The following is a 21,746-nucleotide window of genomic DNA, read 5'->3' as shown; positions in this document are numbered from 1 at the left end:
GGTACCGTCCACCAGGACGATGTCGCCGTCGGACAGCTGGTCGGTGACGGCGGAGCCGGTGCCGACGATAGCGGGGATGCCCAGGGCGCGGGCGAGGATCGCGGTGTGGGAGGTCGGGCCGCCCTCGGAGGTCACGAAGGCGACGACCTTCTCCGGGTCCAGCAGGGCCGTGTCGGCGGGGGCGAGGTCCTCGGCTACGAGCACGAAGGGCTCGGGCAGGCGGGGAATGCCGGGCATGGGGGAGTCGGTCAGCACTGCGACGATGCGGTCGCGCACGTCCTGAACGTCGCGCGTGCGCTCGGCCATGTAGCCGCCGAGCGACTCCAACATGGAGGCGAGCGTCCCCGCCGCTTCCCACACGGCCCGCTCGGGCACCAGGCGGCGCTCGCGGATCATGGCTTGCGCCGAGGAAGTCAGGGTCGGGTCGGCGGCCATCTGTGCGGTGGTCTCCAGCAGGGTGCGGCCGTCGCCCTTGGCCTCGGCGGCGGACAGCTCGAGGCCCTTCTTCACGGTCTGTGCGGCCGCGGCAACGCGGTCGCACTCCTTCTCGGTGTCACGGCTCGGATCCAACGTGGCGATCTCGGGTTCGGAAATGCCGGGGGCCATGCGGGCGACGGGGCCGGCGATGAGCCCGGGGCTCACGCCAATACCGGCTAGAGAGTTGGGGTTTGCGGCGGACGGGGCCATGCGGTTCTCCTCAACGGCGATGGAGATGAGTGTCACGGCTCATTGTGCACCGACTTGGGCGCTTGGGGAACGATTTTGCCATCGGATGAATGACGATTGACAGATAAGCGGCCCGCGGACCCGTCCCCTGAGCGCCCCGAACTGCGATAAAGTGACGGCGAGCACGAGGAACCCCGAGGAGCACGCATGAGTACTGCAGCTGAGATCGTCGCCGGCCTGGGTGGGCGCGAGAACATTTCCGACTTGGAGCCCTGCATCACCCGTCTGCGGGTGGAGGTAGTCGACCAGGACAAGGTCGACGAGGAGGCCCTGCGCGCCACCGGCGCCTTCGGCGTGGTCCGCTCTGGCCGCGTGGTGCAGGTGGTTGTCGGCCCGACCGCGGACACCCTCGCACAGGAGATCGCCGAACTCGACTGATTCGGCCGGTCGGCCGCCGCTTCCTTCCCGGCGGCCGACCCGCTCGGCCGCCGCATTGGGCCGCCGGGACCCGCCCAGCGTCAGCGGTGGGTGGGGATGAGAAGGAGCCCGGCCCGCCGTCGTCGGCGTGGGCGACTGGCGTTGGCACGGATCGTGTGAAACGCTTGCTGCAAGAGATGTTCTCGTCTGCCGTGCCGACCGCGCGGTCGCATCGGTGCAGCCGGCGGATCATCCCTTGAAATCACCTTCCCGCGCCCCATGCAACCGGGGACGCCCTCGCGCGCACGCGCGACCGAGCACGAGGCAACCGCCATGACCGACTCCAACGCCGCATCCGACATCCCCGACGAGCGCCTGAAGCAGCTTGCCGAGGCCCACGGGGTCTCCACCGAGTACTGGGACTACCACGGCAACCTCGCCGCGCCTTCCCGCACCACGCTGGTCGCCGTCCTGGGCGCCCTGGGCGTCAAGGCGAGTGACCCGCAGGAGGTCGAGGAGTCCCTGCGTGAGGTCGACATCGCCCCCTGGCGGCGCACCCTTCCCCCCACCGTGGTGGTGCGGGTCGGCACGCAGTCGACCATCCCCGTACACCTGCCCGACGGCGCTCACGTCCGGGTGCACATCAAGCTGGAGGAGGGCGACACCCTGCAGCTGCTGCAGGCCGACGACTGGACCGCCCCCCGCGAGGTCGACGGCGTGCTCACCGGCCAGGCCTCCTTCGTCATCCCCGACGATCTGCCGCTGGGCTGGCACACGATCATCGCCGACGTCGACGCCGGTCCGGACGGCGGCAGCTCCTCGGCGAGCGCCGCGCTGGCCGTCACCCCCGACCACCTCGACCTGCCCTCCTCCTTGGGAGGCCGCGGCTGGGGCGTCATGGCCCAGCTGTACTCCATACGCTCCCACGGCTCCTGGGGCATCGGCGACGCCGATGATCTCACCGAGCTGGTCGGCTTCCTGGGTGACGAGGGCGCCGACTTCCTGCTCATCAACCCGATGCACGCCGCCGAGCCCGTCGGCGAGATGACGCCCTCGCCCTATCTGCCGGTCACCCGCCGCTTCGTCAACCCCATCTACATCCGTCCCGAGAACATCCTGGAGGTCTCGCGCCTGTCCGGGCCGCGCCGCTCCCTGGTGCAGTGGGCGCATGAGGAGGTGGCCGAGGCCAACCTCAGCGCCGACGCCATCGACCGTGACACCGCCTGGAAGGCCAAGCGTGAGGCCCTGGAGGTCATCTTCGCCGCCGGCCGCTCCCGCTCCCGTCAGCGCGACTTCGAGCGCTTCCGCGACGCCCAGGGCGTGGGGCTGGAGCGCTTCGCCCTGTGGTGCGCGCTGATGGAGAAGTACGGCAGCTTCGCGGACTGGCCCGACAACCTCAAGGACGCCTCCAGCGCCTTCGTTGCGAACGAGGCCCGCACGCTGGCGGACCGCATCGACTTCTACGCCTGGTTGCAGTGGATCGTCGATGAGCAGCTGGGGCGGGCCCAGGCCCAGGCCAAGGCCTCCGGTATGAGCCTGGGGCTGATGGACGACCTTGCTGTCGGCGTGCACCCGCAGGGTGCGGACGTGTGGGCCGAGCCGGACGCCTTCGCCTCCGGCGTCGGGGTTGGCGCCCCGCCGGACATGTACAACCAGCTGGGCCAGAACTGGTCCCAGCCGCCGTGGGACCCCAACCGGTTGGCGGAGACGGCCTATGCCCCGCTGCGGGAGATGGTCGGCACGGTGCTGCGGCACGCGGGGGCACTGCGCATCGACCACGTGATCGGCCTGTTCCGCCTGTGGTGGATTCCCGACGGCCTGCGCGCCGATCAGGGCGCCTACGTGCGCTATGACCACGAGGCGATGATCGGCGTCGTCCTGTTGGAGGCGCACCGTGCCGGCGCCGTCATCATTGGCGAGGACCTGGGCACCGTGGAGCCGTGGGTCCGCGAGTACCTGGCCAGCCGCGGCGTGCTGGGTACCTCCGTGCTCTGGTTCGAGAAGGACGAGGACGACTGGCCGCTGGAGCCGGGCGCCTATCGGCACCTGGCCCTGTCCACCGTGAACACTCACGACCTGCCGCCCACCGCCGGCTATCTGGCCGACGAGCACGTGGCGCTGCGCGAGCGGCTCGGGCTGCTCACCGAGCCCGTCGAGCAGGTGCGCACCGAGGCCCGCATCGAGCGCGAGCGCATGCTGACGCGCCTGCGCGAGCACAACCTGCTGGCGGACAATCCCTCCGAGCGTGAGACCGTGGAGGCGCTGTACCGCTATGTGGTGCGCACCCCCTCGGCGCTGGTCGGCGTGTCACTGGTAGACGGTGTCGGCGAGCGCCGCGCCCAGAACCAGCCCGGCACCGACAAGGAGTACCCGAACTGGAAGATGCCGCTGGCGGACGGGTCGGGTGAAGTGGTGCTGATGGAGGACCTGCCGGAAAACGTGCGCCTGGCCAGCCTGCTGGGGGCCGTGCGCGACGAGTTCAATCGCTGAGGGCGGGTGGCTGCCGGTCAGATCCAGGTGAACAGGGGCGCGCCGGCCTCCACGTGTCCGCCCGCGGCACCGGTGGTGACCTGCGCGCCCTCGGCCTGGAGGGCGATGACCGGCACGATCGGGTTGCGGCCACCGGCCTCGACGGCGGCCGGGCACCAGGTGACCACGGGGTCGCCGACGGCGACGGCGTCGCCCTCGGCGACGTGCAGCGTGAAGCCGGCGCCTTCGAGCTGAACCGTGTCCAGCCCCAGGTGCACCAGGACACTGCGTCCCGCAGTGCCGGTCACGATGAAGGCGTGGGGGTGAATCTTGGCGACCGTCCCGGCGACGGGGGCGACCGCGCTGACCTCGCCTCCGCCCGCGCGGTCGGGGTCGATCGCCGCTCCTGGGCCGAGCATGCCGGTGGCGAAGACCGGGTCGGGAACATCGCCGACGGCGATCACGCGCCCGGCCAGGGGCGAGCGGACGACGGCGCTCTCCGCGTCCTCGGCGCCGGCGGCGAAGGTGCCTGCCGCATCGCCGTCCGATCCGGTCGGGATGCCAACGCCGCTCGATGCCTGAAACATGTGTGTCCTCCTTGGTTCGCCGCATGTCTGCCGTGACGGTGCGGGTCGGTCGACGGCATGCATATGGCGCCATCACCCAGTCGGCCGGAAGTGACCGGCGCTCCCGGCCATGGTAGCGGCAGGGTCACCCGCCCCGTCCTTGACAATCAGCGGCGCAGGGCTTGCACTGGAAGCGCCGGTTCGAACGCGTTCAAGGACGAGCCTCAATCTGGCCCTGATTTTCGCGGTCGGCGTGGCCATCGGCTTCGCGAGGAAGTCGGACGGCTCCACCGCCATTGCGGGCCTGTTCGGCTACCTGGTGCTCCAGGGCGTGTTCGGCGCACTGGCACCCTACTGGGGTGCGGGCGGCGAGACGCCGGCGGAGAACACCATTAACTACGGCGTGCTCGGCGGCATTGTCATCGGCATCGTGGCGGCGAGGCTGTGGCAGCGGTACTACCGCATCAAATTGCCCGACAGGCTTGCCTTCTTCGGCGGTCGCCGCTTCGTCCCGATCATCACCTCGGTGGCGGCGATCGGCGTCGCCCTGGTCATGGGGCCCTGTATCCCGCCTTCAACTGGCTCATCAACGAGCAACTGGGCGGCTGGCTGATGACGGCCGGCACGGAGGGAGGAGTTGCCGCGGCCCTGGCGGCCTTCGTGTTCGGCACCGTCAACCGGCTGCTCATCCCCTTCGGCCTGCACCACCTGCTCAACTCCATCCCATGGTTCCAGCTGGGGAACTGCACCAATGCGGCGGGCGAGACCCTCCACCGCGACCTGACCTGCTTCTTCTCCGGCGTGGACGGCACAAACGCCTGGACCGGCTCCTTTGCGGCCGCCCAGGACGCCGCGGCGAAGAGCTCCGGTAAGTCCGCGGCCCATTGACCGGTGCGCGTCGCAGCCCACATGTTCCGGGAAATCCGCTCCCCAGAGCCGCAGAGGGTCCGAGGGCGTGGAACCCGAGTCTCCGGATTCCACGCCCTCGGCGGCACGCGCAATTGGGCCGGTGAGTATCAGCCCTCGGCGGGGCGGGCGCAGGCCTGCACGCTCATCACGCGGCGCGTGTCGTCCAGGTTCTCGCTGACGATGCGGCGGAAGGCCGCGGGCGCATCCGCGTGGGCGGCCAGCCAGCTCTCCAGCGCCGCGGCCGGGGCGACGTCGGGCAGTCCCACGGTGGCGGACGACCACAGGCGCTCCAGCAGGTTCTCGGCCATGTGGAAGGTGCGCGAGTTCCAGATGCCGTCGGCCTCCTTGACGTACTCGGAGACGTAGGGGGCCAGCAGCTCGGGGTTGCGCTCCACCATGTTGAAGCCGGCGAGCATCTTCACCTGCGTTTCATTGGGCAGGCCGGCGTTGTCCACCAGCTCGCGCCAGGCGGCGGCCTTTGCCTCCGCGGTGGGGACGGCGGCGCGTGCTTGGGCGGCGCGCTCGCGGCCCGTGGTGGTGCGGTCGCGCGCCTCCTCCGCGGCGATCTCCGCCTCGCCGCACCGGCCGGCGGCGACCAGCCCCACCAGCAGCTCCCAGCGCAGGTCCTGATCCACAACCAGGCCCGGCAGGGTGGCGGATCCGTCCAGCCAGGCGGCGACGACGTCGAGCTGGGGGGTGGCGGATCCGTCCAGCCAGGCGGCGACGACGTCGAGCTGGGGGGTGGTGACGGCGTGGGCGGCGACGGCGCGCACCAGCTGCAGCTGGGTGTCGCTGCCAGCCTCGGCCGCGCGCGCCAGGTCCAGCAGCGTGTCGGTAGTCGATACGGCCGCATCCCGACGCGTGGCCGGGGGCAGATAGGCCGACAGGCAGGTCGCCACCCGCGCCAGCAGCCCCTGCACCACGCTCGAGTGCGTCTCGGTGCGCAGCGCGCGCAGTGCAGCAGCCAGGAAGTCCGCGGCCGGCAGCTCGCCGTCGCGCACCATGTCCCAGGCGCTGGCCACCAGCACCGAACGCGGCAGTGAGGCGGTGAAGGCGTCCACGTGCGCCAGCCCGGTGGCGAGCGAGGCGGCGTCCAGACGCACCTTGGCGTAGGTGAGATCGTCGTCGTTCAGCAGCAGGACGTCGGGGCGGACGGTGCCGACCAGCTCGGGCACCTCGGTGCGCGCGCCGGCGACATCGAGCTCAATGCGGCCGGTGCGCTCAAGGGTGTCCGGGGCCTGGGCGCCGAGCGCATAGGCGCCCAGCACCACCCGGTGGGGGCGCAGCGACGCCGGGGAGGCCGCCGGGATCTCCTGCACGATCCCCGCGGAGGTGATCACGCCGTCGGCGTTCGTGTCCAGCTCCAGGCGCAGCGTGGTCACACCCGCCTCCTGCAGCCACACGCGGGTCCAGGCGGACAGGTCGCGGCCGGAGACCCGCTCCAGCTCACCGAGCAGGTCGGCCAGGGTGGCGTTGGCGTAGGCGTGGGCCGCCAGGTAGTTCTTGATGCCGGCGAAGAAGGACTCGCGTCCCACATAGGCCACCAGCGCGGACAGCACGGAGGCGCCCTTGGCGTAGGTGATGCCGTCGAAGTTGACCTCCACATCGTGCAGGTCGTTGATGTCCGCGGCGATCGGGTGGGTGGAGGAGAGCTGGTCCTGGTTGTAGGCCCAGTTCTTCTCAAGCACCTGGAAGGTGGTCCAGGCGTCGGTCCAGCGGGTGGTCTCGGCAACGGCGAGCGTGGAGCAGTACTCGGCGAAGGACTCGTTCAGCCACAGGTCGTCCCACCACTTCATGGTGACCAGGTCCCCGAACCACATGTGTGCCAGCTCGTGGAGGATGGTCTCGGCGCGGCGCTCGACGCGTGCCTGCACCGGCCGGGAACGGAAGATGTAGTCGTCGCGGTGGGTGACGATGCCGGCGTTCTCCATGGCCCCGGCGTTGAACTCGGGCACGAAGGCCTGGTCGTACTTGGTGAAGGCGTACGGGGTGCCGAACAGCTCTTCGTAGTAGGCGAAGCCGTTCTTGGTGATCGACAGGATCTCCTCGGCGTCCATGAACTCCGCCAGGCTCTTGCGGCAGTACACGCCCAGGGGGACGGTGCGGCCATCGGCGGCCGTGTAGACGTCGGTGGCCCCGACATAGGGGCCGGCCACGATCGCCGTGATGTAGGAGCTGATGCGCTCGCAGGGCTCAAAGGCGAAGGTGTGCGTGCCTGCGGCGGCCGGCGTGGGCGCGGGGGTGGGGGAGTTGGACAACACCGTCCAGCCCTCGGGCACGGTGACGGTGAAGCGGAAGGTGGCCTTCAGGTCGGGCTGCTCGAACACGGTGTACATGCGACGGGCGTCGGGCACCTCGAACTGCGTGTACAGGTAGGTCTCGCCGTCGGCCGGGTCGGTGAAGCGGTGCAGGCCCTCGCCGGTGTGCATGTAGGCGCAGTCGGCAACCACGGTCAGCTCATTGTCCGCGCGCAGGTCCGCCAGCGCGATGCGGGAGTCCGCGAACACCCGCTCCGGGTCCAGGGCGGTGCCGTTGAGCGTCACTGCGTGGACGGCCGGGGCGATCAGGTCGATGAAGGTGGAGGCCCCCGGGGTGGCGGTGAAGCGGACCGTCGTGGTGGAGCGGAAGGTGGCGTTGGCGGGATCCGCGGCGCCGGACAGATCCAGGACGACGTCGTAGCTGTCGGTGGAGACGACGGCGGCGCGTGCCGCCGCCTCCTCGCGGGTGAGGTTCTGACCGGGCACAAAAGCTCCTTCAGTCGTAGTGGCAGATGCTCTGGGAACCGCGGTGTGGGCCGCGACGCCCCGGGCGATTGTCCCACCGCGCGCCGGGGGCCAGAAATCGTGGCAGGCGTCGTGGGCCTGAGCCGCGCTCAAGCCGACCAGAGCGATCGGTGTGATCGAATCTGGCGGGCAAGAAAGATCGAAAATTGCGTCTTGCGCGAACTAGATGATCGATGCGATCATTTACGTACCCGCGCAGACCGCATCGGAGCGGAGCGCCTTCAATGAGGAAGTTGTGGTGACATGAACAATCTTCGATCCAAACCGCTAGCCGCTCTGTGTGCGGCGGCCGTGTCGATGGGCCTGCTCGCGGCCTGCACCCCCGCTGACGGGGGCGGATCCGGAGCCTCCGGTGGTGGAGCTGGTGTGGATGTCGTCTCGCTGGTGGACGCGGAGGGCAAGACGCCTATCGAGGACATCGAGGGTGAACTCGGCGAACCGACGGGCAGCTCAGACATCCGCCTGTGCTACATCACCAGGACGCTGTCCAACGAGTACTGGAGTTACGAACGCGATGGCTTCGAACAGACGGCGCAGGAGTACGGCGTCGAGTACCAGACCTATGCAGTCAACGACGAAGCATCGATCACTGAGCAGCTGGACAAGGCCCAGTCGGCGATGAAGTCAGGGTGCTCGGCAATCTTGGCGTCACCGATCTCCGCTACAGCTCTGGACTCGGTATTCGAGAGCGCTATCTCCCAGGGAATCCCCGTCATCATCCTCAACGATGCAGCCAGCAGCGTCGCGGGTACGGTTTACGTCGGGCCCGATGCGACGACCATCGGCGCCACCGCTGCGCAGTACATCGCGGAGAAGCTGCCGGATGGCGGGAAGGTCGCGATGATCGAGGGCGATCCGGGATCCTCGAATGCCCAGAATCGAGGAACTGGCTTCCGGGAGACGCTCAAGACGGACTACCCGAACATCGAACTCGTCGCATCGACCACGGCCAAGTGGGATACCGCTCTTGCCAAGGACACCGCGGCAGGCATGTTGACGGCCAACGAGGATCTGACGGCTATCTACTGTCAAAACGACACCATGGCACTGGGCGCCATGTCAGCGATCCAGGAGAAGGGTAAGCAGGGTGAAGTCATCCTCGTAGGCACCGACGGCATCCCGCAGGCGAAGACCGAGATCGCGAATGACAACGGATACACGGCGACCGTCTCCGAGCGTCCCACCACCGAGGGAACGAGTGGTGTCAAGGTGGCGCTGTGGCTGCTTGCCGGCAACAAGGTGCCGGCGTTCGTCGACGTTCCGGCGTTCGTTGTGGACAAATCGAACGTGAACGACTACCTGACCGGTATGCCGTGAGCCACCGTATCCGGAGCAGAGATCATGCGTTCTTCTGAACCGCTCCTAAAGGTTGAGGGAATCCGAAAACAGTTCCCGGGAGTGCTCGCACTCGCTGACGTATCCTTCGAGCTGCATCACGGGGAGGTCCTCACTCTGGCTGGCGAGAATGGCGCCGGTAAAAGCACCTTCCTACGTATCCTCGGTGGTTCGCTACGGCCAGACAGTGGACAACTCGCCATTGAAGGACGGGTCCGCAGCGAGTACACGCCCGAGTCTGCGCGGCATGACGGCATCGTCATCGCGCACCAGGAACCTGCCATCGTCCCTCAGCTTACCGTGGAGCAGAACATACTCATCGGGCTCGGGCGTGCCGCCCGCGTAGCCGCGGCGGGCGCCGTATCGGGAGCGATGGAAGACGTGCGGCGTATGGGGTTCGACTTCGACCGGAACCGCCTGATGCGGACATTGAGCCCGGCCGAACGTCACGCACTCACGATCGCGCGGGCCTTCGCCTTCGGGGCCAAGATTGTCGCTCTGGACGAGCCCACCACCGCCATGGTGGAACAGAATGCCGCCGCCGTCATTGATAGGGTTAGACAGCTTGCCCACGAAAAGCAGATCGGCATCCTGTTCGTCTCTCACAAGATGAACGAGGTCATGAAGATCTCCGATCGTGTGGTGGTACTCCGTGATGGGCGGGCGAGCTTCGACGAGAAGATCTCGGACACGACCTCACGTGACATCGTGCGAGCCATGGTCGGGCGCGAGCTGCTCGACTACCAGCGCCCCAAGCGGGACCTACGCGGCAACCCGATCCTGCTATCCGTCGACGCCGCCACCCATCCGAGGGGGGTCGGCCCGGTGTCCTTCACCGTGCGCGGTGGAGAAGTACTGGGCATCTCCGGACTCGTCGGCTCCGGTCGTACCGAGCTGCTGCGGGCCATCATCCGTGCTGATCCCCGCACGGAGGCTAACGTGGCGATCGCCGGGCAGCCTCTGCGCATTCGTAATCCACAGGATGCGAAACGGGCGGGAATCGCGTTCATCCCGGAGGATAGGAAGAACCAGGGCCTGGTCCTGTTGACGGCCGCTTACGAGAACTTTGCACTTCCCAACGGACCGATTATGGGCTCCCGCATGGGAGTGGTCTCTCCGCGTAAGCAGACGAAGGTAGCGGAACAGCTGTCCGCGTCCGTTGGCCTGAGACCTAAGAACGTGCGGGCCAAGGCGCGGGACTTCTCCGGCGGCAACCAGCAGAAGATCGTGCTCGGGAAGTGGCTGACCACGAACGCCCGCGTCTTCCTGTTCGACGAGCCCACAAAAGGCGTCGACGTCGGAGGACGTGCCGAGATCTACACACTCATTGACGAGCTGACGCTTCAGGGTTGCGCAGTGGTCATTGTCTCCTCCGATATGCCCGAGATCATCGCCCTGAGTGACCGCGCCCTCGTCATGAAGGAGGGGCATGCGGTCGCGGAGTTCTCGGGAGAGAACATCAATGAGCAGAACCTCGTCGCGGCTGCGGTGGGCGTCGATGACGCTGCCGCCTGACGTGACCGACCGGATGGACGATGGAACGAGAACGGACATGAATAACATAAGAAGTAGAGCCACGGCGTGGCGCTCCCGCATCAACGCGCAGACCTTCACCATCGCGATCGCCGCTCTGGTGATCTATCTGGGATTCGGCATACTGAATCCCAGGTTCCTCGGGCTCGACAATCTACGCGATGTCGCGATCTCAGCGTGTGTCAACGGCCTTATCGGGCTCGGCATGACGTTCGTGATCATTACCGGCGGCATCGACCTGTCGGTCGGATCGATCGCGAGCCTGTCGGGCATGGTCAGTGCGGCCCTGATGGTTAACCAGGGGTTAAACCCATATCTGGGTTTCGTGGTAGGGCTCGTTGTTGGGGCTCTGTGCGGCTTGGTGAATGGCGTATTGGTCGCCCTCGTTCGACTGCCTCCGTTCATCGCTACATTGGGGACCATGTCGATATTTCAGGGTTTGGCGTACGTCGTTACCGACGGTCTTCCCGTGTACAACATTCCCAAGCCGTTCGTCATGATCTTGAACTCTCGGGTGATGGGAATACCGACCTCGGTCGCGGCTGTTGCCATTTGTGCGATCCTTTGCTGGTTCCTGTTGCGGCGCACCGTGTTCGGCCAGAATGTCATTGCCACGGGCGGCAGCGAGGAGACTGCCTGGCTCTCCGGAGTCAATGTAGCGCGGGTCAAGATCTGGGTTTACGTCCTGGCCGGCACACTGTCTGGACTGGGGGGAATGGTAGTTGTCGCCCGCATCTCGGCGGCGCAGTCCGAGGCCGGTGCCCCCTACCAGATGACGGCGATCGCCTCCTCAGTGATCGGCGGTGCAAACCTCATGGGTGGCGAGGGCTCGATCGGTGGAACGATCATCGGTGCCCTGATTCTCGGGGCGCTGACGAACGGCCTAGTGCTGCTGAGCGTGCCGAGCTTCTACGAACAGATCGTAACCGGACTGGTAGTCGTAATCGCGGTCACCTTCGACCAGGTCGGAAAGAACTGGCCGGCTATGAGACGCGGCACCAAGCGACCCAAGCGGTCCAGCCCGGTGCCGAGTGAACCCCAGGAGTCGGAGATGCACGGCAGTCAAACGGCGACGACGTCCGGAGCCGGTCATGATTGACGTGCCCGTGGTGGATGCGCACCACCACCTGTGTCGATTGGCCGACGGCTATCCCTGGTTGAGTGGACCGCCGATGCCGCGATATCACGGCGATGATACGCCGCTGCGCCGTGACTACCTCATCGAGGACTATCAAGCGGACTGCGCCGGAATCCCGGTGGTCGCCTCCGTGGTGATAGAGAACGGCGCCGCTTCGCCGCTGCGTGAAGCGGAGTGGATCAACGATGTGCTGTCGGGCAGTCGGAGCGTGCAGGTGGCCAAGGCCGACCTGTTGGATCCCGCTGCCCCGGCGCTTCTGGAACGGTATGCGAGCTTGTCGACTATCCGAGGGGTACGCGACATCCTCAACTGGGATCCTGACCCCTACTACACCCACCGTACCCGCGACGGCATCATGGACGAGCCGGTGTGGCGGGATAACTTCGCACAGCTCGAACCGTTGTGCATGTCGTTCGACTTGCAGGTATTCCCCGGGCAGCTGTCCGATGCCGCACGACTGGCGGACGCCTTCCCCTCCACACGGATAGTCCTTGACCACCTCGGCATGCCGATCCGTCGGGACGCGGACTACTTGAGGTGGTGGGGCGGTGGACTGCGTGATCTGGCTCGGCGCGAAAACGTGTTGGTCAAGCTCTCCGGCCTAGGAACTACCGACCACCACTGGACGAAGACGTCCATAAGGGAGCCGATTCTGACCGCGATCGATGCATTCGGAGTGGAGCGTTCCATGTTCGCCAGCAATTTCCCCGTCGACTCGCTCTACTCCGACATGTCGACTCTGTACGCGGCTTTTGATGCGACGGTGGCGGACTTCACCCGAGAAGAGCGAGGCCGGTTGTTCGCCGGCACGGCGACCGATTTCTACCGCATATAGGTGAGAGACGTCGCGGATCAACACTACACGTGTCTTACAGCACCAACAGTTTCGGCGTTTGGCGCCGACGGAATAGGAGGGGTCGAATGCAGTACTCGGCCAGAATCAATTCATACATCAAACAGGGAATGAGTGTGCCGGAGGCGCTCGCTGCGATCGCCGGCGTGGACGGCGTCGGCTATGTGGATCTCAATTATCCCGAGCACTTGGTGGGCGGAGGCGTCGGGGCCGTCAAAGAGGCGCTTTCTGCCAACGGACTGCGGCTGAACTCGATCGCTGTGAGATTCCGCAGCAAGTACCGATCCGGAGAGTTCACCGGGCCGGATACGAATATATCCGACGACGCCTATGAGCTGGTAGGTGCCGGTGTACGGGCCGCCAGAGACCTCGGCAGTGACCTGGTCACCCTGTGGCTCGGATATGACGGCTATGACTACGCCTTCCAAAAGGACTTCGTGACGGCTACCAAGCGCCTTGTTTCCGTCTATCAGCGCTTGGCGGACGAGCACCCGGACATGCGCTTCAGCATCGAGTACAAGCCGTATGAGGAGCGCGTTCACACGATGATTCCAAGTAGCGGCTTCGTCCTCTACCTGCTTCAGTGTATTGATCGGCCCAATGTGGGTGCGACTCTGGACTTCTGTCACATGATCATGGCACGCGACTATCCCGCACACGCTGCTGCGCTCCTGCTCGCGGACGGAAGGCTGTATGGAATCCATCTAAACGACGGGTATGGGGGCAGTGACGACGGGATGATCGTGGGTTCCGTCCACCCATGGGAGACCCTAGAACTTCTGCACTGGCTCAGGCGTGGCGGCTATCAGGCCCCGATCTACTTTGACACCTTCCCCGTGCGGGAGGACGCTGCTGGCGAGTTGCAGGCGAATGTCGCCGCGACTGATGCCCTCTTGGAGGTGCTTGATAGGCAGGAGCCTGATCGTTTCCAGGAGGTCGCTGAGTCCCAGGATGCGCTGCAGGTCGCCGCGCTGCGCTTGGAACTGCTGGGCAGGGGTGGGGGATCATGACCGACGCAATTCCCATGGAAGGTGGCGTGTTGGTTGTTGGAAGCCTTAACACGGACTTCACCGTATACGTGGACGAGTTGCCCAGACCCGGGCAGACGCTCTGTGTAACTGACGCTGTTACGAGTTTTGGCGGTAAGGGCGCCAACCAAGCGATCCAGGCACGTCGGCTGGGAGTACCGGTGACATTCGTCGGCGCGGTAGGCGCCGACGACCGGGGGCGCGATTACCTCTCTCGGATGGAGTCGGAAGGAGTTGCCCTGCGTGTCACGCAGATCAACGGCTGTGCAACCGGCTTGGGATTCGTCCACTGCACTCCAGACGGGACCGTCTCATCCACGGTGATCTCCGGTGCCAACGCGCGGCTCACACCAGCGGACGTGGACGCTGCGTTCGCCGCCATTCCCCGACCTGGGCTGGTTCTCACCCAGAACGAGGTCCCGGCGGACTCCGTCGTCTCCGTCGGTCGAAGAGCGCGTGACATGCACATTCCGGCGGTTCTGAATGCCGCCCCCTACGTGCCGTACGGGGACGAGCTGCATGGTCTGTTCCAGTACCTCATCGTGAACGAGGAGGAGGCACTCGCATACGCGGGATGTGAGCATGCACCGGGGGACATCGCCGGGTGGCAGCGGCTGGCCGTCGGGCTTCGGCGGATCTCGCCTGAGGTGATCGTGACCCTCGGCGGGGCGGGCTCCGTGTATGCGGGGGCGAAGGGACAAAAGGTGGTTCCGGCGCACCATGTGAATGCTGTGGACACCACGGGTGCCGGCGACTCGTTCGTAGGGACCATGTGTGCCGCGCTGGTGCGAGGACAGAACATCGACTCCGCCCTGAAGTACGCCACCATAGCGGGCGCACTCACGACCATGGGTGCTGGTGCGCAGGAGAGCATGCCTGCAGGGTCCGAGGTGTTCGAAGCGTCTAGTACTTAGGTCCCAAGCAACTCGGTGTGTGATGATCGAATCGATCGAAAAGATGGTCGAATCGATCGATCTGACTTGACCGGGTGGCGGGGCTGGGCGACGATGGTGTCGTCGGAATGATCGAACCGATCGTCGACGGTTCCTTATGTGAGTGAACCGCTCATTTTTGAGGTACAAGGAGGTATCCATGACGACTTCAACTGGAGTACCGGTACGCCGGTCTGGCAAGACCAACTGGCGGTGGGTGGTCGCCGTCGTCTGTGCTATCGGGCTCGCCATCAACTACATCGATCGCTCTGCGATCTCGGTGTCGCTGCCCTATATGACCAAGGACTTCCACATCACGCCCGGTGAACAGGGCCTGATCCTGTCCGCCTTCTCCTGGTCGTACGCGATCATGCAGATCCCCGCGGGCTCACTGATCGACAAGTTCGGCGAGCGCGTCATGTTCGGCGCGTCGGTGTTCGTGTGGTCGGTGTGCACCGGTGCCACCTTCCTGGTCAGCAGCTTCGCCATGCTGTTCGGGCTGAGACTCGGCCTCGGTATCGGTGAGTCGGGTGCCTACCCGGCATCTGCAAAGACCGTCTCCCGTTGGTTCCCCCAGCGGGAGCGTGCTCGCGCCACCTCCGTCTATGACTCAGGCGCGCGTATCGGCTCGGCCATCGCGACTCCTGTGATCGCCGGGATCATCGGCCTGTGGGGCTGGCGGTGGGTCTTCTTGATCGCAGGCGTGCTCGGGATCCTGTGGTCGCTCGGCTGGTGGGCGCTCTATCGCCGCCCGGAGCTTGTCGGCTCAATCGGTGAGGAGGAGATGGCGATCATCAACGAGGGGCGCGATGAGGAGGAGCGCGAAGCGGCTGCGGCCGGTACCGAGAAGGCCGTCCCGGTACTCATCCTGCTGCGCAAGCGCGCCGTGTGGGCCATGATGATCGGCTTCTTCTGCGTGAACTTCGCGGTGACCTTCTTCCTCACCTGGTTCCCCACCTACCTTGTGGACGAGCGTGGCTTCGACCTGCTCAAGCTTGGAGCCTTCGGCGCGATTCCCCCGATCTGCTCCATCATCGGCTCTTGGAGCGGTGGTCTGATCAATGACGCATTGCTCAAGCGCGGCTGGGGTGTCACCAGGGTCCGCAAGACCTGCCTGGTCGTCGGCATGCTGCTGTGTGCCGTGATCGGTGGAGCGGCCTTCGTCCCCACAGCGGGACTGGCGCTTGCGCTCATGTCCGTGTCCTACTTCGGTTCGGCCTTCACCATCGTGACCATCTGGTGCCTACCGGCTGACTTCGTCCCCGCCTCCACCGTCGGAGTGCTGGGCGGCACTCAGAACTTCTTCTCCAACATCGGCTCCGCGCTCAACCCGATCGTCATCGGCTTCCTGTATGGGGCTACCGGAGCCTTCGGCCTGCCGCTGCTGTTGTCCGGGGCGGTATCCGTCCTCGGCGCCCTGGTCTTCGCCTTCATGCTTCCCAAGGTCGAACAGATCGACTTCTCCAGGGACTTGGTCACCGTGTAAGCGCAGCAACAGACGAGTACCGGGGGCAGAAGGACCTCGGCCCCGCAGTTGAGAGATGCGCTCCACACGAGTCCATTGCGGCACACGACACGAACGAACGACAACGACGAAGGGAGGTGGGACGATGCGCCTAGAGACCGTCTTAAACGACCAGGGAGACACCATGGCCATCACCGTTCGTTCGAATGCGACTGCCGAGCCCCGCACCAAGGGGGATCGGCGGCGAGCCCGGCTCGTTGAAATGCTCGGTGAGGGTACGGGCAAGCGCGCGTCGGTGAACGAGCTCGCCGAGGCGTTGGACGTCTCCGTAGTCACGATCCGTCGGGACTTGGCCCTACTGGAGAAGGACGAGGTCATTTCCCGTACCTATGGGGGCGCCTCGCTGGCCCCGGGGCGGCGGGAAATGACCATGGCGCAGCGGGAGGTCTCCAACGTCGTCGAGAAGGAGGCGATCGCTCAAGTCGCGGTGTCTCTGCTGCACGACGGCGACCTGGTGATCCTCGATGCCGGCTCTACCGCGGAACGCATTGCCGCCGCCATCGACAACCGCTTCGAACTCACCGTGGTCACCAACGGGTTGCGCTGCATCAACCGGTTGGTAGGTCAGGAGCGCGTTCACGTGCTGGTCCTCGGCGGCAATCTGCGCGGCATCAACGAGACGATCTGCGGCGGTGACGCCGAGATGACACTGTCCCGTATTTACGGAAACATCGCCTTCGTCGGCGCCGACGCCGTCAACACCGAACGCGGCATCGCCTCGCGAACCTACGACCAGTCACGGCTGAAGTCGATGATGCTCCGGCAGGCCGCCCAGGTCTATGTCATCGCCGATTCCTCCAAGCTCGACGACGCGAACGATTACCCCTACTGGTCGCCTCTGCCCCATGAATGGGCGCTGATCACCGACGCCGGTGCGACTCAGGAACAGCTCGACGCGCTCGAGGAACACGGCGCCACCACCATTCTGCTCGCCGGCGAGCAGATCCCCAAAGACTCACGTAATCCTAAGGAACAATCATGACTGTCAACACGACCGTCGACTTGAACGCCACCATGAGGAAGGCGGTACTGCACGCCCCCAACGACATGCGGATTGAGCAGGTGCCGATCCCCGAACTTGCGCCGGGGGACGTCCTGCTCAAGGTCACCGGGGCCCTTCTATGCGGCACGGATGTCCGCATCTACACCGGTCGAAAGACCCGCAACGTGACTCTGCCCTCCACACTCGGGCACGAGTTCGCCGGAGAAGTGGTAGCCGTGAACGGCGAGCTGCCTGAGGGCGTGTCCATGGGCGACCAGGTCTGTGTCTACCCGCTCGTCCCGTGCGGGACCTGCTCGGCCTGCTCCAAGGGGCACCCCAACATTTGCCGCAACCGCGTCGCCTTCGGCTACCAGCTCGACGGCGGGCTCTCCCAGTATGTGCGGGTCCCCGCCCAGGCGCGCGAGAACCTGATCCCGATCAACAACGTCTCCCCCAGGGAGGCTGCCATCGTCGAGCCCGTCTCGTGCGCCTTGAACGGCCAGAACCTGGCCAAGGTGGCCGGGGCCGACACGGTGCTGGTGGCCGGGGCGGGGCCGCTCGGCCTGATCCACATCCGCCTGGCCAAGGCGCAGGGCGTGCGCCAGGTCATCTCCGTCGAGCCCAACCAGGCCCGCCACGACATCGCCCGCGCCTCCGGGGCGGACCTGGTGCTCGCGCCGTCGGACGACATCGCCGACCGCATCCGGGACTTCGCCCCCGACGGCATCGACGTGGTGATCATGGCCATCGGCCGTCCCGAGGCCATGACCCCCTACCTCGGATTACTGGCTCCGGGAGCTCGCATCTCGGTGTTCGCCGGCTTCAACTCCGAGGCCAAGCTCGAGTTCGTCGCCAACGACATCCACTACAACGAGTACGAGATCGTGGGCGCATCCTCCTGCCGTCTGGAGAACTTCCAGCAGGTCGCCCCAATGATCAATGACGGTCGGCTGAAGGTGGCCGATCTGATCGGCACTCAGCTGCCGCTCGATCGGGCCACGGAGGCCATTGATCTGGCCGCCTCCGGTGCCGACATGCGCGTCGGCGTCGACGTCTGGGCCTAACGCCCGGCGACTCTTCTCAACCACCCCTCCGACTCGCGTTCACGACGCGAGTCCCGGTCAACGCACCCTTTTTCGACTCACTACTCAACTTCACCCAAGTGGCCCGGCGCAGGGCCGGGTCACATGACAACAAGGAGAAAACCATGTCCGTCTACTCCATCAACCCCGTCGGCACCACTCCCGCCCTGGGACGCCAGCTGCGTATGCGCCGCCTGCTCGGCACGGACGGCCGGATGATGTCGGTGGCCCTGGACCAGGCGGTCCCGCGCGGCGTTGCACCCCGCCTGGCCGATATCAAGAACACCTTCAACCGGATCATCGAGGGCGGACCCGACGCCTTCACCGTCTTCAAGGGCATCGCCGGCCACCTGCTGTGGGACACCGACATCACCGTCCCGCTGATCATCAAGGGATCGACCTTCTGCGTCGACTTCCACCCCACCTACGACGCCACCGTCGCGTCCGTTCACGACGCCATCCGCCTGGGCGCCGACGCCCTGGCCATCGGTATCTCCGCGGGCTCGGAGAACCAGGTCGCCATGCTGGAGATGATGTCTGCCACCACCGAGGAGGCTCACAAGTGGGGCATGCCGGTCATCTGCCACGCCTACCCCTCCGGTGAGCTCTGGGGCGATCGCAAGGGCTCCACCGAGTCAGTGGTATACGCGGCCCGGGCCGCCGCCGAATGCGGCACCGACATCGTCAAGACCTGGTACACCGGCTCCGCCGCGGAGTTCAAGCAGGTCGTCGACGCCGTCCCCACACCCGTGGTCGCCGCCGGTGGCGCCCCCGCTCCCAAGCCCATCAACGTCCTCGAACAGGCCGCCGCGGTGATGGAGGCCGGCGGCGTGGGCATGACCTGCGGGCGCAACATCTGGCAGGCCGAGGACCCCGCCAAGATGGTCCGGGCCCTGCGGGCCGTGGTGCACGACGGCGTCGCCCCGTCCGAGGCCGTCAAGCTGCTGGACTGACGGCGGTCGACGTCAGCCAAGACGACAGGAAGACGGAGGTTCAATGATGAGCACATTCGTCGGAATCGATTTGGGGACCTCGGCCACCAAGGCCGTCGTCGTCGACGCCGGCGGGGAGGTGATCGCGCGCGCCCGCTGCGCCCACCCGCGCTCCCGCTCCGTGCAGGGCCGCGTTGACCCCCGGGCCTGGGAGGAGTCCATCCGCGGCGCGCTGGCCGATCTGGGACCCGTCCTTGCCGGCGCCGCCGGCGTCGGTATCGACGTCCACTGCCCGGTCGCCGTTCCGTTGGATGCCGCCGGCAAGGCCTGCGGGCTGGGGGTGGTGTGGGACAACAACATTCTGCGCTACTACTTCAACCAGTATTCGGATCAGCGTTCGCCGCAGGCGTTGGCGGCTACCGGGAACCACCCCTCGCAGTCGACCTTCATGGCGCTGGCATACCCCTATCTGCGTAACCATGACACCGACGCCTTCGCGGGCATGGCCACCTTCGGGATGGCCGGCACGTGGCTCGGCGCGCTGCTCACCGGGAAGACCGCTCTGGACCCCACGCAGGCCTCCTACTCCGGCATCTTCAACACGCTGGACCCGGCCCAGGGGTGGATCCAGGAGACGGTCGACCTGCTGGAGGTCGATCCGGGCACGCTGCCGTCGGTCAAGCACGCGGTGGAGATCCTCGGCACGGTCACGCCGGAGGCGGCCGCCGACTTCGGCCTGCCCGCCGGCATCCCCGTGTCGGTCGGCTCGGCGGACACCCCGGCTGCCTCCTATGCCCTGGGGACCAGGCCGGGCACGAAGCCGTTCTTCATCATGGGCACCACTCACGTGATCAACTCCTGCCTGGCCGCTCCGGACACCCGCGCCACCGCCCTGCAACGCTGCGGCAACCGGCCGGGCGAGTGGCTGATCAACGGGGTTACCAACGGTGGGGACGCCCTGGCCACCGGTGCGCTGGTGGCCGGCTTCGGCGAGGCCGACGGCGGCGTGGCCGGCATGATCCGCACCGCCTACGACATCTCCCGCGAGGACGCGGTCACCGCCCCGTTCTTCATTCCGCATGTCATGCGGGAGCGGGGGCCGCTGTGGTTCGAGGCGCCCTGTGCCCGGCTGGTGGACATCACCCGCGAGATCAGCCGCGCACAGGTGGCCCGCGGCATCGTCGACGGCGTGCTGCTGGTGGACCGCATGGTGCTCGGGTCCTGCGTGCCCAAGGGCTCGGGCTCCATCTACGTCACCGGGGCCTTCGGGGCGGACGAGGCCTTCCCCCAGATGCTCGCCGACATCCTGGATGCCGACCTAGACCTGGTGGACGAGTCCTACCTGCCGGCCATCGGCGCGGCGGGCATGTGCGGTGCGACGGTCGCCGACGCGGTGCTGCCGGAGGTCGTCTCCCGGCGAGTGAGTCCCCGGCCGGACTGGGTGGCCATCAACGACGACCGCTGGGAGGCCTTCCGCGCCTCCTGGACCGACGCGACCGGACGCGAACCCCTGCCGGAGATCTGACCGCTCCGACCACCCAACTCCATTTGTCATTCCCTCACGAAAGGCAGTTCCATGACCACTTCGACAAATAGTGTGGAGGCTGTGAAGCCGACCAAGTCCGTGTACGTCGCCCGGCTCCTGACCGACGCCGTCACCCGCGAGCTCGACTCCCACGCCGGGCTCGGCTTCGACATCGGCCAGGAGGCGCCGCCCGCCCGGGCGGAGCTCTTGGAACGGGTGGCCGGGAAGGACGCCGCCATTGTCACGCTCACCGAGCGCATCGACGAGGAGTTCTTCACCGCGGCCGGCCCGAGCCTGAAGGTGGTGGCCAACGTGGCCGTCGGCTTCGACAACATCGACCTGGACGCCGCCGCCCGTCACGGGGTCACGGTCACCAACACGCCCGGTGTCCTGGACGGCGCCACCGCCGATCACACCTTCGCCCTCATCCTGGCGCTCGGCAGGCGCATCGTCGAGGCCGACCGGTTCATCCGCGAGGGCAATGACTGGGTGTGGGGGCCGCGCATGTTCGTCGGCCTGGACATCTCCGCCGGCGCGACCCTGGGCATCATCGGCCTGGGCCGCATCGGCCGCGCGGTGGCCCGGCGTGCGCGTGCCTTCGACATGCGCGTCATCGCCACCGACGCGACCCGGCAGCTCGGCAGCAGCGTCGACGGCGTCGAAATCGTCACCCAGGAGGAGCTGCTGGCCACCGCCGACGTGGTCACCCTGCACGTGCCGCTGCTGCCCTCAACCCGGCACCTGATCAACGCCGAGACGCTCGCTCTCATGAAGCCGGGCGCCTACCTGGTCAACTGCGCCCGCGGCGGCATCGTCGACGAGCAGGCGCTGATCGAGGCGATCGACTCCGGACACCTGCGCGGCGCCGCCATCGACACCTTCGAGGGCGAGCCGCGCGTCAACCCCGAACTGATCGCCCGCCCACAGGTCGTGCTCACCCCGCACACCGCCAGTGCCGGTGAGGCGACCCGCGACCGCATGTGCCGCCTCGCCGTCGACAATGTCCTCGCCGTGCTGGACGGGCGTGAGCCGCTCACCCCGGTCAAAGCGTCGTGACCGGGCGGCGGGCAC

The 21,746-nt window shown here is 66.7% G+C and carries 17 protein-coding genes and 1 pseudogene; 15 read left to right on the top strand and 3 right to left on the bottom strand.

From position 1 onward, the window contains the following. The coding region (locus DRB06_RS13235; protein ID WP_258522270.1) for a PEP-utilizing enzyme at positions 1 to 687 on the bottom strand (687 nt) is incomplete at its 3' end. 186 nt (positions 688 to 873) lie between these two features. Between DRB06_RS13235 and DRB06_RS13230 the strand changes: the two genes are divergently transcribed. Both DRB06_RS13230 and malQ read left to right on the top strand, forming a co-directional pair. Continuing rightward, the gene (locus tag DRB06_RS13230) at positions 874 to 1,104 is read left to right on the top strand and encodes a glucose PTS transporter subunit EIIB (RefSeq protein WP_073328637.1); all 231 of its coding nucleotides are present in this window, start codon (positions 874 to 876) and stop codon (positions 1,102 to 1,104) included. Between the two features lie 312 nt (positions 1,105 to 1,416). Next, positions 1,417 to 3,573: a 4-alpha-glucanotransferase gene (gene malQ, locus DRB06_RS13225; protein ID WP_108968176.1), complete on the top strand. Its 2,157-nt coding sequence runs from the start codon at positions 1,417 to 1,419 to the stop codon at positions 3,571 to 3,573. 17 nt (positions 3,574 to 3,590) lie between these two features. On the opposite strand, the gene DRB06_RS13220 is transcribed toward malQ, so the two are convergent. Next, a complete protein-coding gene (locus DRB06_RS13220; RefSeq protein WP_083565552.1) occupies positions 3,591 to 4,139 on the bottom strand; it encodes a PTS glucose transporter subunit IIA in 549 nt (182 codons plus the stop codon). 109 nt (positions 4,140 to 4,248) lie between these two features. Here DRB06_RS13220 and DRB06_RS13215 point away from each other — a divergent pair. Further along, positions 4,249 to 5,006 (top strand): annotated as a pseudogene (locus DRB06_RS13215) (PTS transporter subunit EIIC). Between the two features lie 128 nt (positions 5,007 to 5,134). On the opposite strand, the gene pepN reads toward DRB06_RS13215, so the two are convergent. After that, on the bottom strand, positions 5,135 to 7,771 hold the full coding sequence (gene pepN / locus DRB06_RS13210) for an aminopeptidase N (RefSeq protein ID WP_111820201.1): 2,637 nt from the start codon (positions 7,769 to 7,771) through the stop codon (positions 5,135 to 5,137). Positions 7,772 to 8,053: 282 nt separating this feature from the next. On the opposite strand from pepN, the gene DRB06_RS13205 reads away from it, so the two are divergent. From DRB06_RS13205 to DRB06_RS13150, 12 genes are all read left to right on the top strand, one after another. After that, positions 8,054 to 9,127 (top strand): substrate-binding domain-containing protein, encoded by a 1,074-nt coding sequence (locus tag DRB06_RS13205; protein ID WP_111820200.1) that lies wholly within the window; start codon positions 8,054 to 8,056, stop codon positions 9,125 to 9,127. 24 nt (positions 9,128 to 9,151) lie between these two features. Further along, positions 9,152 to 10,660, top strand: a complete 1,509-nt coding sequence (locus DRB06_RS13200) for a sugar ABC transporter ATP-binding protein (protein WP_073328651.1) — start codon at positions 9,152 to 9,154, stop codon at positions 10,658 to 10,660. Beyond that, positions 10,644 to 11,777, top strand: a complete 1,134-nt coding sequence (locus DRB06_RS13195) for an ABC transporter permease (RefSeq protein WP_073328654.1) — start codon at positions 10,644 to 10,646, stop codon at positions 11,775 to 11,777. The genes DRB06_RS13200 and DRB06_RS13195 overlap by 17 nt, the downstream gene beginning before the upstream one ends. Further along, positions 11,770 to 12,651 (top strand): amidohydrolase, encoded by an 882-nt coding sequence (locus DRB06_RS13190; protein WP_111820199.1) that lies wholly within the window; start codon positions 11,770 to 11,772, stop codon positions 12,649 to 12,651. The genes DRB06_RS13195 and DRB06_RS13190 overlap by 8 nt, the downstream gene beginning before the upstream one ends. A gap of 86 nt (positions 12,652 to 12,737) precedes the next feature. After that, positions 12,738 to 13,679: a sugar phosphate isomerase/epimerase gene (locus DRB06_RS13185; protein WP_111820198.1), complete on the top strand. Its 942-nt coding sequence runs from the start codon at positions 12,738 to 12,740 to the stop codon at positions 13,677 to 13,679. Next, positions 13,676 to 14,611, top strand: a complete 936-nt coding sequence (locus DRB06_RS13180; protein WP_111820197.1) for a ribokinase — start codon at positions 13,676 to 13,678, stop codon at positions 14,609 to 14,611. Before DRB06_RS13185 ends, DRB06_RS13180 begins: the two co-directional genes overlap by 4 nt. A gap of 178 nt (positions 14,612 to 14,789) precedes the next feature. Beyond that, on the top strand, positions 14,790 to 16,115 hold the full coding sequence (locus DRB06_RS13175; RefSeq protein WP_073328661.1) for an MFS transporter: 1,326 nt from the start codon (positions 14,790 to 14,792) through the stop codon (positions 16,113 to 16,115). Between the two features lie 163 nt (positions 16,116 to 16,278). Further along, the gene (locus DRB06_RS13170; RefSeq protein WP_159097685.1) at positions 16,279 to 17,136 is read left to right on the top strand and encodes a DeoR/GlpR family DNA-binding transcription regulator; all 858 of its coding nucleotides are present in this window, start codon (positions 16,279 to 16,281) and stop codon (positions 17,134 to 17,136) included. Further along, on the top strand, positions 17,133 to 18,200 hold the full coding sequence (locus DRB06_RS13165; protein WP_199912497.1) for an alcohol dehydrogenase catalytic domain-containing protein: 1,068 nt from the start codon (positions 17,133 to 17,135) through the stop codon (positions 18,198 to 18,200). Before DRB06_RS13170 ends, DRB06_RS13165 begins: the two co-directional genes overlap by 4 nt. A 143-nt stretch (positions 18,201 to 18,343) precedes the next feature. Next, on the top strand, positions 18,344 to 19,171 hold the full coding sequence (locus DRB06_RS13160) for a class I fructose-bisphosphate aldolase (protein WP_073328666.1): 828 nt from the start codon (positions 18,344 to 18,346) through the stop codon (positions 19,169 to 19,171). A gap of 43 nt (positions 19,172 to 19,214) precedes the next feature. After that, positions 19,215 to 20,675, top strand: a complete 1,461-nt coding sequence (locus DRB06_RS13155) for an FGGY-family carbohydrate kinase (RefSeq protein WP_111820196.1) — start codon at positions 19,215 to 19,217, stop codon at positions 20,673 to 20,675. 51 nt (positions 20,676 to 20,726) lie between these two features. Then, positions 20,727 to 21,731, top strand: coding sequence for a D-glycerate dehydrogenase (locus DRB06_RS13150; protein ID WP_111820195.1), 1,005 nt, complete (start codon positions 20,727 to 20,729; stop codon positions 21,729 to 21,731). Positions 21,732 to 21,746 lie beyond the last annotated feature (15 nt).

Source organism: Actinomyces sp. Z5 (genome assembly GCF_003287795.1).
Lineage (GTDB): Bacteria > Actinomycetota > Actinomycetes > Actinomycetales > Actinomycetaceae > Actinomyces > Actinomyces glycerinitolerans.
The sequence above is the reverse complement of the archived record's forward strand: the minus strand, read 5'-3'. Positions and strand labels throughout refer to the sequence as shown.

What these genes read in the sequence shown, in the direction of transcription:
- DRB06_RS13195 (WP_073328654.1), top strand. Translation starts at nt 10,644, where the DNA reads ATGACGCTGCCGCCTGACGTGACCGACCGGATGGACGATGGAACGAGA.
- DRB06_RS13180 (WP_111820197.1), top strand. Translation starts at nt 13,676, where the DNA reads ATGACCGACGCAATTCCCATGGAAGGTGGCGTGTTGGTTGTTGGAAGC.
- malQ (WP_108968176.1), top strand. Translation starts at nt 1,417, where the DNA reads ATGACCGACTCCAACGCCGCATCCGACATCCCCGACGAGCGCCTGAAG.
- DRB06_RS13160 (WP_073328666.1), top strand. Translation starts at nt 18,344, where the DNA reads ATGTCCGTCTACTCCATCAACCCCGTCGGCACCACTCCCGCCCTGGGA.
- DRB06_RS13150 (WP_111820195.1), top strand. Translation starts at nt 20,727, where the DNA reads ATGACCACTTCGACAAATAGTGTGGAGGCTGTGAAGCCGACCAAGTCC.
- DRB06_RS13185 (WP_111820198.1), top strand. Translation starts at nt 12,738, where the DNA reads ATGCAGTACTCGGCCAGAATCAATTCATACATCAAACAGGGAATGAGT.
- DRB06_RS13205 (WP_111820200.1), top strand. Translation starts at nt 8,054, where the DNA reads ATGAACAATCTTCGATCCAAACCGCTAGCCGCTCTGTGTGCGGCGGCC.
- DRB06_RS13230 (WP_073328637.1), top strand. Translation starts at nt 874, where the DNA reads ATGAGTACTGCAGCTGAGATCGTCGCCGGCCTGGGTGGGCGCGAGAAC.
- DRB06_RS13170 (WP_159097685.1), top strand. Translation starts at nt 16,279, where the DNA reads ATGGCCATCACCGTTCGTTCGAATGCGACTGCCGAGCCCCGCACCAAG.
- DRB06_RS13190 (WP_111820199.1), top strand. Translation starts at nt 11,770, where the DNA reads ATGATTGACGTGCCCGTGGTGGATGCGCACCACCACCTGTGTCGATTG.
- DRB06_RS13200 (WP_073328651.1), top strand. Translation starts at nt 9,152, where the DNA reads ATGCGTTCTTCTGAACCGCTCCTAAAGGTTGAGGGAATCCGAAAACAG.
- DRB06_RS13165 (WP_199912497.1), top strand. Translation starts at nt 17,133, where the DNA reads ATGACTGTCAACACGACCGTCGACTTGAACGCCACCATGAGGAAGGCG.
- DRB06_RS13175 (WP_073328661.1), top strand. Translation starts at nt 14,790, where the DNA reads ATGACGACTTCAACTGGAGTACCGGTACGCCGGTCTGGCAAGACCAAC.
- DRB06_RS13155 (WP_111820196.1), top strand. Translation starts at nt 19,215, where the DNA reads ATGATGAGCACATTCGTCGGAATCGATTTGGGGACCTCGGCCACCAAG.
- DRB06_RS13220 (WP_083565552.1), bottom strand. Translation starts at nt 4,139, where the DNA reads ATGTTTCAGGCATCGAGCGGCGTTGGCATCCCGACCGGATCGGACGGC.